Source organism: Mycobacterium sp. TH-M25 (assembly GCF_057473665.1).
On record NZ_JBYCLA010000208.1, the window covers coordinates 1 to 15,052 of the forward strand.

At 63.0% G+C, this 15,052-nt stretch carries 9 protein-coding genes; 5 read left to right on the top strand and 4 right to left on the bottom strand.

Going from position 1 to position 15,052, the window contains the following annotated elements:
• The 4 genes from AC2VOU_RS06960 to AC2VOU_RS06975 all read left to right on the top strand — a co-directional run.
• A partial coding sequence (locus tag AC2VOU_RS06960) for an NAD(P)/FAD-dependent oxidoreductase (RefSeq protein WP_486956709.1) occupies positions 1-1,719 on the top strand: 1,719 nt, incomplete at its 5' end.
• Positions 1,720-1,759: 40 nt separating this feature from the next.
• On the top strand, positions 1,760-7,327 hold the full coding sequence (locus AC2VOU_RS06965) for a type I polyketide synthase (RefSeq protein ID WP_486956710.1): 5,568 nt from the start codon (positions 1,760-1,762) through the stop codon (positions 7,325-7,327).
• Positions 7,324-8,160, top strand: coding sequence for an ABC transporter ATP-binding protein (locus AC2VOU_RS06970; protein ID WP_486956711.1), 837 nt, complete (start codon positions 7,324-7,326; stop codon positions 8,158-8,160). The genes AC2VOU_RS06965 and AC2VOU_RS06970 overlap by 4 nt, the downstream gene beginning before the upstream one ends.
• A gap of 14 nt (positions 8,161-8,174) precedes the next feature.
• Entirely contained in the window at positions 8,175-9,017 is an 843-nt protein-coding gene (locus tag AC2VOU_RS06975; RefSeq protein ID WP_486956717.1) for an ABC transporter permease, read from the top strand.
• On the opposite strand, the gene AC2VOU_RS06980 is transcribed toward AC2VOU_RS06975, so the two are convergent.
• Entirely contained in the window at positions 9,018-10,268 is a 1,251-nt protein-coding gene (locus AC2VOU_RS06980; protein WP_486956712.1) for an FAD-dependent oxidoreductase, read from the bottom strand.
• Between the two features lie 137 nt (positions 10,269-10,405).
• Between AC2VOU_RS06980 and AC2VOU_RS06985 the strand changes: the two genes are divergently transcribed.
• Positions 10,406-11,218 carry an adenylate/guanylate cyclase domain-containing protein gene (locus tag AC2VOU_RS06985; RefSeq protein WP_486956713.1) on the top strand — a complete coding sequence of 271 codons (813 nt, stop codon included), beginning with the start codon at positions 10,406-10,408 and terminating at the stop codon, positions 11,216-11,218.
• A gap of 4 nt (positions 11,219-11,222) precedes the next feature.
• On the opposite strand, the gene AC2VOU_RS06990 is transcribed toward AC2VOU_RS06985, so the two are convergent.
• From AC2VOU_RS06990 to AC2VOU_RS07000, 3 genes are all read right to left on the bottom strand, one after another.
• The gene (locus tag AC2VOU_RS06990; protein ID WP_486956714.1) at positions 11,223-11,435 is read right to left on the bottom strand and encodes a hypothetical protein; all 213 of its coding nucleotides are present in this window, start codon (positions 11,433-11,435) and stop codon (positions 11,223-11,225) included.
• Between the two features lie 71 nt (positions 11,436-11,506).
• Positions 11,507-14,350, bottom strand: a complete 2,844-nt coding sequence (locus tag AC2VOU_RS06995; protein ID WP_486956715.1) for an MMPL/RND family transporter — start codon at positions 14,348-14,350, stop codon at positions 11,507-11,509.
• Positions 14,347-14,745, bottom strand: a complete 399-nt coding sequence (locus AC2VOU_RS07000; RefSeq protein WP_486956716.1) for an MmpS family transport accessory protein — start codon at positions 14,743-14,745, stop codon at positions 14,347-14,349. Before AC2VOU_RS07000 ends, AC2VOU_RS06995 begins: the two co-directional genes overlap by 4 nt.
• Positions 14,746-15,052: the final 307 nt, after the last annotated feature.

Consider the following 15,052-nt stretch of genomic DNA (forward strand, 5'->3'; position numbering starts at 1 on the left):
GCGCTGGCGCAAAAGATCAAATCGCGGCTCGGCGGCGGAGTCGGCGTCCAATCGGAGCATGAGGTGGCGATCGTCGGAGGGGGAGTCGCAGCGCTCACCCTGGCGCTCGAGTTGCGCCGTGCCCGGCCGACGACGCGACTACTCATCATCGAGCCCCGCGCTCACCCGGTGCCCGAGATCACCCACACCGTCGGGGAGTCGACGGTTGAGATTTCGGCTCAATACCTGCGGGACCGCCTTGAACTAGCCGACCACCTCAGTACGGCTCAGATCCGAAAAATGGGTCTGCGGATGTTTTTCTCGCACGACGAAAACACCGACATCGCACAACGCATGGAGCTCGGAAGCCCCACGTTCGCACCTCAGGTCACCTATCAAATCGACCGCGGGCGGTTGGAGAACGAGCTCAACAGACGCTGCGTCTCTGAGGGGGTGGCAATCACTGCCGGCCGAGTCACATCCGTCGAACTCGGCGTCGACGGACGTCCGCACACCCTACACATTCAGCGTGGCGGTGCCACGACGTCGACCACAGCCCGATGGGTGGTCGACGCCTCAGGTCGCAACCGGGCTCTGCCCCGCCAATTCGGACTCAAGCGCGCCAACCAACACCACTGCAATGCCGTCTGGATGCGGGTTGCCACCGAAATCGACATCGGCCAATGGAGCGACAAACCGGAATGGCAGGCGCGCCTCACCGAGGGCGACCGCGCAATGTCGACCAATCATTTGATGGGCGAAGGCTACTGGGTGTGGCTGATCCGGCTCGCGTCTGGTTCGACCAGTGTCGGCATCGTCGCCGACCCCGCATTCCACTCGTTCAGCGACTTCAACACCCTCGAAAAGGCGCAGGCGTGGCTTGCCGACCACGAACCGCAGTGCGCGGCCGTCATCGAGCAGAGCAAGCACCTGATCAAGGATTTCAGGGTCATGAAGAAGTACAGCCACGGGGCCACCAGAGTTTATGACGCGCAAGCCCGTTGGTGTCTCACCGGTGACGCGGCCGTTTTTCTCGACCCGCTGTACTCCTCGGGACTGGACCTCGTCGCGATCGGCAACGGGCTCATCACCGACCTGATCACCCGCGAACTCGACGGTGAAAGCGTCGTCGCACGCGCCGCTATCAACGACTCGCTTTTTCGATCACTGACCGACATGTGGCTCAATATCTACCGCGATCAGTACAAGCTCATGGGTTCGCCCGCAGTCATGACGGCAAAGGTCATCTGGGACATCGCATATTACTGGGGCTTCCTCGGGCTGATGTACAGCAACGACCGATTCATCAGTGTCGCTGACGATCCCGGAGTGGTGCCGCAACTGGAAGGCCTCATCGAGCTGAGCAACCGGATGCAAGAGTTCTTCCGGGAATGGGACGGTGTCGAAAGCGCCTGCCCTTCATCGCAATTCGTGGATATGTATTCAGCGCACAACTTCATGGTCACGCTACATAGAGCCATGATGGGGAAAGCGTCAGATTTCACCGCGCAATTCGATGCAAACGTGCTGCTGCTGCGCCAGCTTGCGGGCCAACTGATCGAGACCATACTCACCGACAAGTGCCGTGATTTTTCCGATGACGTCATGCAGCAGGTGCAGGCATGGCAACGCGACACCTTCCTACGGGAACTCCGATCCACCTACCGTCAGCAGCAAGACGTCGACCCGCTCGGCCAGGAGTGGATTGTCCGATGCGCGCCCGAACTCGAATTCAGTTGAGAGGACGACAGATCCGACCGCAAGGCGTGAGGTCGATGACGTGAGTACACTTGCCGGACAAGGCTCTCACGAGCCACTCGCAATCGTCGGGATCGGCTGCCACTTCCCGGGCGGCGCCCTGACCCCGGACCGCTATTGGGAATTGCTGCGCAACGAGATTGACGCGACCTGCGTCGTGCCTGAAAAACGCTGGAACGCCGACAAATTCTATGACCCGAACCCCCAGAAGGTCGGGAAAATGGCTACCCGTCGGGGCGGGTTCCTCAGCGAAATCGATCAATTCGATCCCCAGTTCTTCGGCATCTCACCTCGGGAGGCAAACTCGGTCGATCCGCAACAGCGACTTCTGCTGCGTACCACCTGGGAGGCATTGGAAGACGGCGGGATATCGGCCGACACTCTGGCCGGCACGGATGTCGGGGTCTTCGTCGGCGGGTTCACCCTGGACTATCAGCTTCTTCAAAACAAAGGGCGCAGCAGTCGCTACCGGTTCAAGACGCACTCCGCCACCGGAATGATGATGACGATGCTGGCCAATCGCATCTCGTTCACCTTCGACTTCCGCGGACCGAGCATGACCATCGACACTGCGTGCTCGAGCTCACTGGTCGCAGTACACCTTGCGGCGCTGAGCATCTGGAACGGCGAGTGCGACCTGGCGCTCGCCGGCGGAGTCAACATCATGATCGGGCCCAACACGGCGATCGCCGAATCCAAGAGTGGATTTTTGGCACCCGACGGCCGATGCAAAGCCTTCGACCAGTCCGCCGACGGCTACGCACGAGGCGAAGGAGGCGCCGTCGTCGTCATCAAACCCTTGGCGCATGCCCTGCGAGACGGTGACGACATCTACGCGCAGATCCTCGGCACGGCGGTATCCCAGGACGGTCGCACCGACGGCATCACCGTACCGAGCGCGCAAGCTCAGCAAGCTGCCATCACGACGGCCTTGAGACGGGCCGGCGTCCACCCCAATGACATCGGCTACGTCGAGGCACATGGCACTGGAACGCCTGTCGGCGACCCGGTCGAGATCCAGGCTCTCGCGCACACACTCGCCTGCGAACGTCCGCCGGACAAGCCGCTGGTGATCGGATCGGTCAAAACGAACATCGGCCACCTAGAGGCCGGCGCCGGTGTCGCGGGACTGATCAAGGCGGCACTGGTGCTCAAGTATGGGTACATCCCGGCGAACTTGCATCTGGACAATCCCAGCGATCGAATTCCGTTGGCGGAGTTCAGTATCGATATTCCCCGCTCAGGGCGCCCGTTCCCGCACGCGACGCGACGCCTGGCGGGGGTCAACTCCTTCGGCTTCGGCGGCACCAACGCCCATGTCGTGCTCGCCGAGCCACCGGCGCCGTCCAACCCCAATGGCGCCGACCCGTCGCTGGAACTGCCGCTGGCCGTACTGCCGATCTCGGCGCGCAGCGAGGAAGCGCTGGTGGCAACGGCCCGACAGTTGGCCGAACATGTGCAGGCGCATCCCGAATTGGCCCTGCTCGACCTCGGCTACACCCTCAGCCGGCGTCGCACCCATTTGAACTACCGGCGAACTCTGGTCGCGGACAGCATCACCGATGCGCAACGGCAACTCCGAGCACTCGCAGACGGCGGACAGATCACAGCGAGCCGCACCAGCCCGTCGGCAGCAAAACTCGCCTTCGTCTGCACCGGCATGGGTCCCCAGTGGTGGAAGATGTGCCGGGGTTTGCTGGATGTCTATCCCGTGTTCACCGAAAGCATCCTGCGTAGCGACCGCGAACTGTCCCGCTACGCGCAATGGTCGCTGGTCGATGAGCTTCGGGCTGATGAAGCCGATTCTCGGATGACCGAGACCGAGGTGGCCCAGCCTGCCAACTTCGCCATCCAGATCGCGCTCGCCGCGCAGCTGGAGCATTTCGGGATCACCCCGGACGCGGTGATCGGTCACAGCGCCGGCGAAGTAGCCGCCCATCACCTTTCCGGGATCCTCACCTTTGAGCAAGCCGTGCACGTCAGCTATCACCGAAGTCGGCTGCAGCAGCGCACCAGCGGGCTGGGTCGCATGCTCGCGGTCGGCCTCAGCGCCGAAGCGTTCATGCAGACGATCGACGGCCAAGCGCGAGACGCCATCGGCCGGCGCGTATCGATCGCCGCGATCAACGGTCCGTCTACGGTCACCATTGCCGGCGACAGTGACGTCCTCGACGAGATCGCGCGCCAACTCAATGACTCGCACGTCTTCAACCGGCTTCTTACCGGACGAGTGCCGTATCACACCCACTTCATGGATGCCATCAAAGAGGAGCTGATCAGCGCATTCCAGGACTTGACTCCTGGGTCGGCGACGACGCCGCTGTACTCGACGGTCACCGGCGAACGGCTGGACCGATACGCCGACGCCGCCGCCTATTGGTGGCAGAACACCCGGGCGACCGTGCTTTTCGAGCCAGCTGTCCGCCGCATGCTCGACGACGGATACACCCATTTTGTCGAACTGGGCCCGCATCCCGTTCTCGCCGCATCGCTATTTGAAATAGCCGCGGCCGACAAGGCCGACGCCGTGGTCATCGCGACCCAGCGCCGCGAGGACGACGACGGTCGCACGCTGATGAACTGCGTTGGTGCGCTGCACTGCCACGGCCATCGGGTGGCGTGGGAAACGCTCTACCCGCAACAAGCGGCGCGTCTTGTCAAGCTTCCGTTGTACCCGTGGCAGTCCAAGCGCTACTGGAACGAAACCCAGGAAGCCGCCGAGGATCTGCACTATCACCCGGTGCATCCGTTACTGGGTCAACCAGTCAGCGGAGCTCACCCGACCTGGGAAATCGAGTTGAGCACCGCCACCACGCCGTTTCTCGCCGACCATCAGGTGCAGGGCAGCGTTGTGGTTCCCGGTGCGCTTTACATCGAAATGGCCTTGGCCGCAGCCGAAGCCACCTATGGCTCCACCGACTTCAGTGTTGACAATCTCGCGCTGCTCCATGCAACGATCCTCGACGAAACCTGTGATCCCGTGCTGCGGACCACCCTGCATCGCGGCACTGGAACCCTCGAGTTCGCGGCGTTGACGGCCACAACGGGTGGCGACGTCACGTGGACGGTAACGGCGACGGCGGAACTCAACACCCTCGCGGGGCAACCCGAACCGGTCACTACGCCGCGAGGTAGCAGCACTTTCAACACTATTGACCGCAACGATTTTTACACCCGCGCCGAGTCAGTCGGGTTTAGCTACGGTGCGGCATTCCAAACCATTACCACTCTCGCCTCCGGCGACGGCTGGGCCACCGCGGAGATCGTGACACCCGAACCGATCGCCGACGACATCGGGTCCTACCGGTTCCACCCGGCACTCATCGACGGTGCGTTCCAAACACTCATCGGCACAGCGCTTCTGGGGCGCGCGAACGACGAAGACGGTTACCTTCCCACCAGGGTTCGGCGCAGCGCCATCTACCGCGACCCCGAACAACGCATGACCGCTCACGTCTCCGTGGTGTCGGTCACCAGGGACGAGATCGAAAGCGACATCACGCTCCTGAGCGAGGATGGGCAAACCCTGGCCGTCTTTACCGGCTTTACGCTGCAGGCGTTGAGTGCGTCGACGCAGATGTCGCCCGAGCGGATCGACAAGGGGCTCTACGAGATCGGGTGGATCGCGCGCCCAGCGACAGTGAGCGCCGACACCGAGACGGCGACGTCACCGGACAACCTGTCTTGGTTGATATTCCTCGACAGCGCCGGCGTCGGGACGAAATTGGCTGACCAACTGCGCCGCAGCGGCCAGCGTGTTCGGGCAGTCCTGCACCAGCCTGTCGCCGTGCTGACCAAGGTCGACGGTGGCTACGCACTGAACCCCGAGCAGCCCGAACACATCCATCAGCTGATCGCAACCCACCTTGCGAACGAGAAAGACCTCGCCGGCATCATCAACTGCTGGCCGCTCGACATCCACGCCGAGGCCGAGGGCCGTCACGCGGACACATCCAGCGAGTCCAACTATCAGCTCGGTCTTTTCACGATTCTGCATCTCGCCAAAGCGCTCGGAGAACTCGACACCATTGCGCCACGGCTCTACCTACTGACCGGCAACGCACAGGCGGTCCTTGGCACCGAGTCACTTGCCGTCGAACAGGCCGCCGTGTGGGGGCTCGGACGTGTGGTGGGTCACCAGGAGTTCGCCGACCGGTGGGGCGGACTGATCGACATCGACAACGCCGACGATCGCACCGAAACCGCGTCACGTATCTGCGCGCACATTCTCGCTGACGACGCCGAGGATCAGATTGCGATCCGCGGTCAGACGACGTTCGTCCCGCGTCTGCGCCCGACCACGGGCCTGACGCAAGCCTTCCCGACGAAGCTCACGCCCAACGCGACCTACGTCGTCACCGGTGGAGCCGGAGCCCTCGGTCGCATCGTGGCCACCTACCTGGCCGAGCGCGGTGCCCGTCATATTGCGCTGCTGTCCCGCAGCGAGATCCCGCCGCGAGATCAATGGTCGCTGCTGCCCGAAGGTCACCGGCACCACCAGACCATCAGCATGATCCGCAAGATCGAGCATCTCGGCGCACAGGTGACTACAGCCAGCGTCGACATCACCGACTCCGATCAGGTGAACAGCTGGCTGAGTAGTCATATCCGCGACGGAGGCCGACCCGTCCGCGGGATCATCCACGCCGCAGGGACTGTCAACGATCGGCTCCTGCTGAACATGACCGAAGGCGACTTCACCGAAGTCATGGCGCCCAAGATCAGTGGCGCACGCGTGTTGCACAATGCCTTCCGCAGCAGCGATCTAGAGTTTTTCGTGATGTTCGGTTCGGCGGGATCGGTGATCGCCTCACCTGGTCAGGGCAACTATGCAGCCGCGAACGCGTTCCTCGACGCCTTCGCGCACTTCCGGCGGGCGCAGGGGCTACCGGCACTCACCATCGGCTGGGGTCCATGGTCGGTGGGAATGGTCGAAGAACTCAAACTGGAAAAGCTTTACGCGCAGCGGGGCATTGAGCTCATCACGCCCGCCGCCGGAACCCGAATCCTCGACAGGCTGATCAACCAGAAGGTGTCCAACGTGGTCGCGATCAGTGCCGACTGGATGCGGGCCCGCCGCGCCGGTCACGGCGGTCAACTGCCGCCGATGTTCTCCGAACTTGGCATGGCCGAAACATCGCACGCCACCGGTGATTCAGATTTGTCGATTCTCGACGCCTTGTCGGGGCGCCCGAAAGCCGAGCGACTCGATATGGTCGTCGGCCACGTTCGACAGATCGTCGCCGCCGTGTTCGAGATCGCAGCCGCCGACATCAGCGCAGACGACCACCTCGACGACATCGGCCTCGACTCCTTGATGGCAATGGATTTCAGGCTCCGGATCAATGCGACGTTCGCGGTCGACCTGCCATTGCTCGAGCTGCTCCGGGGCGTCAGCGTGAATTCAGTGGCGGCCAGGATTCTCGACCAACTTCGTTTGGCAGACGCCGACCCAGCCGCGGCTACCCACGAGGCACCAAAGCCCCCCGTGGCCGACGGCGATGTCGACCGATTGATCGAGCAGCTGTCTGAGGCCGAGCTACGGGCCATGCTGGCCGAACTCGAGAAACAGGGCGGGACATCGCCGTGAATCCTGCGGTGCACGTTCGTGGTTTGTCGAAGTCCTACCGACGACTGCACGCCGTGCGGGACGTGGACCTCGACGTCGGGTACGGCGAGGTATTCGCGATCCTCGGACCCAACGGGGCGGGCAAGTCGTCGACCATCGAGATCCTGGAAGGTCACCGCAAGCGGGATTGCGGACACGTCAGCGTGTTGGGCGAAGACCCGGGAACCGCAGGCCGAGGATGGCGCGCCAAGATCGGCATCGTGCTGCAGGAGGTCAGCGACGCCGGCATGCTGACTGTCGAGGAAACGCTGCGGATGTTTGCGAAATGCTATGCCGCAGCGCGCCTCCCCGAGGAGGTGCTCGAACTCGTCGGGCTCGGCTCGGTGGCCGCATCGAAAGTGCGGACGCTGTCTGGCGGTCAGCGCCGTCGCCTCGATGTCGCCCTCGGCATCATCAACAAACCGACTTTGCTGTTTCTCGACGAACCGACGACCGGATTTGATCCTGAAGCGCGACTGCGCTTTTGGGACCTGATCCGACTCTTGGCCCGAGGCGGCACGACGATCCTGCTGACCACCCATTACCTCGAGGAAGCTGCAGCGCTGGCAGACCGTGTCGCGGTGATCGCCGCGGGCCGGGTCGTCGCAGTCGACTCCCCGCCGAATTTGATCCGGCATGTCAACTCGGCCGCGACGGTCCGGTGGCGAGTGGACGGCGAAATCCGCGAAGAGCGGACCGATCGTCCCACCGAATTGATCAGACGACGCTCCACGGGTGGGACGGAGTTGATCGACTTGACGGTGTCTCGCCCCACGCTCGAAGACGCTTACCTGCAGTTGATCGGCATGCAGTGATGCACGACGAGCGCATGCTCGACGCCGTGGCGAGGCACCGGCGGGGCGCTCCGGCGGTGCCGCCTCTGCCGTCTCCTGTGCGCATCGGCCTGGCTCGGGTTGTCCCGGAACTCAAGATGTTCTACCGACGGCCAGAGCAGGTGGTTCTGACTTTTTCACTGCCGGCGATCATCTGCATCCTGCTGGGTTCGATCTTCTCGGCCAGACTGCCCAGCGCCGAAACCAGCACCGGCGCCGTCATCGCGGCCAGCATGCTCGCCTACGGGATCTTGTCGACGTCGTTTATCAACCTGGGCATCAGCATCGCGGGCGACCGCGATACCGGCGCATTGCGGCGGCTCCGCGGAACGCCGACCACCGCGGTGTCGTATTTCATCGGCAAGATTTTTCTCGTCGCCATCGTCAGCCTTGCCGAGGCCGTCATTCTCCTGGCGGTAGGGCTGCTGTTCTTCGACCTTCGGCTGCCGACAACGATTTTCGGCTGGTTTACGCTGAGCTGGGTATTTCTCCTGGGGATCGTCAGTTGCTCACTGCTGGGAATCTTCATCAGCAATCTGGCCAGCAACGCGGTCGCAGCCGCCGTGGTCACCAACGGTCCGGCGGTCGGCTTGCAGTTCGTGTCAGGGACCTACGTGCCGATCACCATGTTGCCGACGTGGATGTTGGTCGTGGGTTCTATTTTCCCGGTCAAGTGGATGGCTCAAGGGTTCCGGTCGGTGCTGTTGCCATCGAGAATGGCGGCCTTCGAGCCGGCCGGGAACTGGGAGCACTGGCACATCTTCTTGGTACTGAGCGCTTGGGTGATCGCTGGGTTGGTGGCGTGCCTTTCAGTCTTCCGGTGGTCGGACCGCGACTGATCACGAGCGGCCGGCCAGAATCTGTTCGGCGGTGCGCCGCCCGCTGACCAGCGCGCCTTGGATCGAAGGGGTATCACGGTGGTCTCCACACCACCAGAGCCCATTGCCCACGTCGACCGACTGGCGCACTCGCAGCGGTACCGGCTGGACCGGCAAGGCGTGGCGAATAGTGCTGCGCGTCACTAGCCTCCACGGCCGGGCGTCGGCACCCAAGATGTCAGCGGCGTGACGGCGCGTGGTGGCTTCCGGCGCTGGCGCACCGTCCGCACCCAGCAATGCGGATGCGGCGATCAGCTGTTGCCCGGCCGGCGCATAGTTGGGTGCAGCAGCGCTGATGACCGCGGTGTTGACCACGGGCCCCGGTGCGTCGCGCCGTGCGTCAATCCACAGCATGGGTCGCGTCGTGGGCGCCTCGTCGGTGGCCCACCAGTCGGTGACGACACCGCGGGTTGGCGGTGTAGGCGAATCGGTCAGAACCGCTGCCGTCAGGGGATCGGTCGCCACAACGACGTCGTCGGCGCGGACGCTGCCCGCCCCACCGCACACGTGCCAGCCCTTCCCAGCGCGCTCGATGCGAGCCACCTTCTGGTTCAGATGTATTCGTCCGATCAGCGGTCTGGCCATCAGACGCGGCAGGGCCTGCATGCCTGCGGCGGGCAGCGCGGGAACGCCGAGCACAAACATGCGGGCCAGCAGCAAGGAGAACGCGTTCGAGGCACTGCCGGTGTCATCCAACAACACTCCGGCCAGGAAGCGGTCGATCACGCGGCGCAACTCACCACGCACCCCCGCCTTGTCCAGGGCCGCTGTCAGCGTGACGTCGCTACCCGGGTGCGATGTGAGGGCGCCTGGGCGTAGCGCGGGAAGTACCCACCGCATGATCGCCACTATGTCCGCGGGCCGGACAACGCCAGAGGACAGCATCTTCGGTACGCCTATGGGCTCACGTAGCGGATGGACCAGGACGGCCGATCCGGCCTGGCGCCGCACCGCGACTCCAGCGGCGAACGGCCGCAGGTCGAGCGCCGTGACGTCGACCGCTCGCGGCAATTCCGGATAGGCAGGATTGAGTACCTGAAATCCACGATCGCAGAGAAAGCCGTCGATCGCGTCGGTTCGAACCCGTCCGCCGACGTCATCGTGTTGCTCCCAGACCTGAACGTCGCGGCCCGTCGCCGCGATCACGCCAGCGCACCGCAAGCCGGCTAATCCGGCCCCGATCACCACCACGTCGACACGATCTCCGGCCATCGCGCGCCGCCTTCCTCACCTCGACACCGTCAGGACTCCCACCATGCCACGATCAGCGCTCGGCAAGCTCTGTGCGCTGCGCCGGCCTGCCCCGATCCGGGCCCGACCGTAACTGAGCCGGCGGTCATACTCAACGGGTGAACGCGGTTGTCGTGACGAGCGGCCTGGCCGTCGTCGAGCTCGGTGGGCTGGTCGCGCTCGGGGTGCTGCTGACTGTGTCCCGGCGTCAGCTCAGCCAAGCGCGAACCGAGTTGGAGCGCAGCCGCCAAGCCCGCACCGGACGCCGGCGCCGGCGACTCGGACTCGCGCCCTTCGCGATCAGGACAGCGTGGCGGACCGCCGACTCGCTGATGACCAAAGGGATCGGCGCCACATTCCGTAACTCGATCGAAGACCTGGCCGGCTGGGCGCAGGTCGAACGTCCCGATCTGGCGAGACTGACCGCGGACGGCGACGTGGTGATCGTCTTCTCCGACATCGAGGACTCCACGGCGCATAACGAAGAGCTCGGGGATCGGGACTGGGTGAAAGTCCTGGAGCGCCACAACCGGCTCATCGAAAAACTCGTCGCCGAGCACGGCGGACAGGTGATCAAGACCCAGGGCGACGGGTTCATGATCGCGTTCGCCGACGCCGAACAGGCAGTCCTGTGCGGCGTCGAGATACAGCGTGCGCTGCTCGACAAAGCCGAACAGTGGGGCGGGATCCGCGTCCGCATCGGCATCCATATCGGGCCTTCGGTACGGCGCGGGGACGACTTGTTCGGGCGCAATGTCGCAATGGCCGCCCGGATCGCGGGCCAAGCCGAAGGTGGCGAAATTTTGGTGAGCGATGCGGTCCGCGAGGCCGTCGCCGGTAGCGCCGGTTTCGATTTATGCCCGCCACGAGAGGCGGAACTCAAAGGCCTGCAAGGTATTCACCGTCTCTACACGGTCAAAGTTCCCGACTGAACCATCACGGCCTGATTTCCACCTGATCGTCGGGGTTGAAGTAACGTTCGGTCCCGTCAGTGAACTTCACCGTGCACAGTTCCGGCAGGAAGCTGCCGTCCTGGGGGGCCAGCTCCGAGACCACGCGAGCCTTGACCCGCTTCCACGCGTCGTCGCCCTCGCCGTATTCGCGGAGTTGATATCCGGGCATCCGGTTGGTGAGATCGACAGCCCGCATTTGGAGCACCTGGCGTGATGGCGTCGGCATACTTTCGATTCTGCCCAGCAATTCTTACGACCAGGTGACGACTAGGTTCTGACGGGCTGCGGATCCGACGGCCGCCGACGCACGAGGGTAGGCCACCAGAACCACGGTCCCAAAATGGCGAGGATGGACGGAACGACGAACGAGCGCACGATCAATGTGTCCAGTAGCAGACCGATACACACCGTCGAACCCACTTGGCCGATGGTTCGCAGATCGCTGATCAACATAGCCAACATCGTGAAAGCGAAGACCAGACCCGCAGACGTCACGACACCGCCGGTACTGCCCAACGCCCGGATCAGCCCGGTGTTCAATCCGCCGTGCAACTCTTCCTTGACCCGGTTGATCAGCAGCAGGTTGTAGTCCGAACCTACCGCCACCAGGATGATGAATGTCAGCGGCAGCACCAGCCAATGCAGATGTAGGCCAATCAGGTGCTGCCACAGCAGGATCGACAGCCCGAACGCCCCCGCATAGGAGAATGCGACCGTCCCGGGAATAACCAAGGCCGCCACCAGACTTCGGGTGATGAACATCATGATCAAGAAGATCAACACGAAGGCGGCGATGGCGGCGATCAGCAAATCGGACATCGCGTATTCCTTGATGTCCTTGTCATTGGACCCGGAGCCGCCGATGTAGATCCGCGCGCCCGCCAAAGAAGTCTCTTTCAGAGCTGTCTTGATCGCTTCGGGGAATTGTTCGACGTGTTCCACACCTTCGGGTCCCATCGCGTTGCCCTCGTGGGTCACGATGAAGCGGGCGGCCTTGCCGTCGGGCGACATCATCAGCTTCATGCCGGCCTTGAGATCTTCGTTGTCGAAGGCCTCGTGTGGGATATAGAAGTAGTCGTCGCTGCGCGATTTGTCGAAGTCGTTGCCGACGTTGATCGAATCGTCGAATGTCTGCTCGGTCTGCAGCGACTGCAAGTCCGCCGATCCGAAGCTGTTGACCAGCTTCGCCTTCAACTGTTCGGTGTCCTCGGCGGTGGCTTTCAGTTGCGCAATGATCTTGGGGAACGTCTCGTCCACCACGGCCAGCGAGATCCGGGCGTACTTGATGTCTTCGGCGAGATGGTCGATCTGATCGACCGTTGCGAACACCGATCGAAACGTCCAACAGATCGGTATATCGAAACAATGTTTTTCCCAGAAGAAATAGCTCTTGATCGGCCGGAAGAAGTCGTCGAGATTGGAGACGTTGTCGTTGATGTCGTTGCTGACCCGTTCCAGGTCCTCGACAGTCAAGACTGTCTGGTGAAGCTCGTCGGAGACTTTCTGGAAAAAGCCGATCTCTCTGCGCAGCACCGCAACTGAGTCCGCCTGAATCTGCGCCTGCTCGTCGGTGTTGATGTTCTGTTCCTTGTTGAACGGCAACTGCTGACCGTTGCCGCTGCCCTGGGTCGTGAACAAGTAGGGGATCGACGCGTGCTCGAGAGGTCGGCCGAGGGGCCGGGTAATGCCCTGCACCATCGCCACCCCGTGCAGGCGAATCAACGCCTTCGCGACCCGGTCGAGTGAGATGAAGTCGGCCGAGTTGCGCATGTCGTGGTCGGTCTCCACCATGAGCATCTCGGAGAACAGTTTGCTCTTGGGGAAGTGCCGGTCGGCGGCCTGAAAACCGAGGTTGGCCGGCGCGTTTTGCGGCTGGTACTGCCGGTCGTCGTAGTTTTGTCGGTAGCTCGGCACGAAGATCGCACCCAGCATCACGATGGCCGAACTGGCCACCAGGATCGGCACCGGCCAGCGAACCACACTCGCCCCGATCCGTCGGTACAGGTGCGCCTTGACTTGTTGCCTCGGGTCGAACATGCCGAAGAGGCTGCCGACGGTCAACACCGCCGGGCCGAGCGTCATCGCCGGGGCGATCGTGAACAACATCGTGATCGCCACGGCTGGGCCCATGGTGTGGAAGTAGTTCAGCCGCGCGAACGTCAGGCAGTAGCATGCGCCGGCGATGGTGAGGCCGGAGCCGACGACGATAGGCAAGACGCCCTTGTACGCGGTGTAGAACGCATCTTCTCGGCTTTCACCCGCTAAACGGGCCTCGTGATAGCGGCCCATCAGAAAGATGCCGTAGTCGGTTCCCGCTCCCAGGGTCAGTGCGATGACGATGTTCACCGCGAACGAGGACAGCTCGATCCATCCCAGATGCCCGAGCGTAGAGATCAGCCCTTTGGCGAAAAGCATTTCGATGAGGACGCCGAGCAAAACCGGCAACAGCGTGGGCGGCGATCGATACACGATCAGCAACATGACCAGGATGAGGACGATGGTCACGATCGTGACGTTGTTCAGGCTGGCGTTGGCGATGCTCAGCGTGTCTGACGCCAGCGGTGCGGCACCGCTGACGAAGACCTTGAGTCCAGCCGGCGGCGGATCCTTTTTGATGATCTCCCGGACGGCGTCCACCGAGGCATTCGCCTCGATCTGGCCGATGTCGCCGGCAAGGCGCAGCAGCACATAACTGGACTTGCCGTCGACGCTCTGCGCCCCGGCTGCGGTGAATGGCTTGCCCCATAGATCCATCACGTACTGCACGTGCTTGGTGTCGTGCTGGAGGCGCTGCATCAGGTCGTCGTAGTAGCGGTGGTCCTGCTCGCCCAGATTTAGGTTCTGCGTTTCGAACACGACCATCGTCAGGTTGGTCGAATTGGATTCGTGGAACTTTTCGCCGATGTGCAGAAGCGCGCGCTGCGACGGCGCATAGTGCGGAACCATCGGGCCGGCGAGTTCTTCGGCGACGTCCTCCACCTTGGGCGTGAAGGCCGTCATCGTGACCGAACAGAAGCCCCAGAAGAAGATGATCGGTATCGCGAATCTGCGAACCATCCGGGGAAGAAACGGGCGCTTGACCCGGTCGTCGTCGAAGCGATGCTCGCTCATGCGGACTTCACCCTGCATTCGACGTCGGCATCCGGATGGTCGGAGTTTTGCTCGTCGCGGACGATTCCGTCCACCAGCATGCGACACCCCACCTGACCGCCATGGACGTGCACCGAGATAGCGCCGGATGCCACCGTCAGCGTGGTGCTCTCGATGTGAGACCAGGGCAGCGTCGTGATGTCGACTTGGTGGGGATGCCCGTCGATGTCGACATAGACCAGCGTCCCGCCCTTGCCGACGGAGCCGAACACTTCATAGGTCAGCCGCTTGACGTTGAATTCCTCGGGTGCTTGCGGACCGTTGACCGTGATGACCGGCTCCGGTTCGGAGAATTGGTGCACCTTGTACATGCCGACCAGGCCAACGCCGACAGCGATTGTGGTAACCAGCGGCATCCAAAATCGTGCCAAGACACGTCGCGCGTTTGGACGAGGGCTCACTCGATCACCCTTTCGCAACGCCTTCCCCGAATCTCGTGCCGGACCCGACTCCCACAGCCGGTCCGAATATATCAACCACGTTGATATGCGGCCGTCGTGACGTTACCAGTACAGAACGGCAGCGACTACAACTTGGGGAACGTTATCACCTGCCCGCACCCCCGGCAGCACGGACGACCGGATGCCTCAGGCGACGACTTCGACGGTTCTCAGACGGCCCTTGAGCCGCTTGGCGCGGAGGAGTTGAATCGCCAGATTTGTC

Bases quoted from the DNA above. Each gene is read 5' to 3' on its own strand.
- AC2VOU_RS06975 (WP_486956717.1), top strand. From the start codon at position 8,175: ATGCTCGACGCCGTGGCGAGGCACCGGCGGGGCGCTCCGGCGGTGCCG.
- AC2VOU_RS06980 (WP_486956712.1), bottom strand. From the start codon at position 10,268: ATGGCCGGAGATCGTGTCGACGTGGTGGTGATCGGGGCCGGATTAGCC.
- AC2VOU_RS06990 (WP_486956714.1), bottom strand. From the start codon at position 11,435: ATGCGGGCTGTCGATCTCACCAACCGGATGCCCGGATATCAACTCCGC.
- AC2VOU_RS06995 (WP_486956715.1), bottom strand. From the start codon at position 14,350: ATGAGCGAGCATCGCTTCGACGACGACCGGGTCAAGCGCCCGTTTCTT.
- AC2VOU_RS07000 (WP_486956716.1), bottom strand. From the start codon at position 14,745: ATGCCGCTGGTTACCACAATCGCTGTCGGCGTTGGCCTGGTCGGCATG.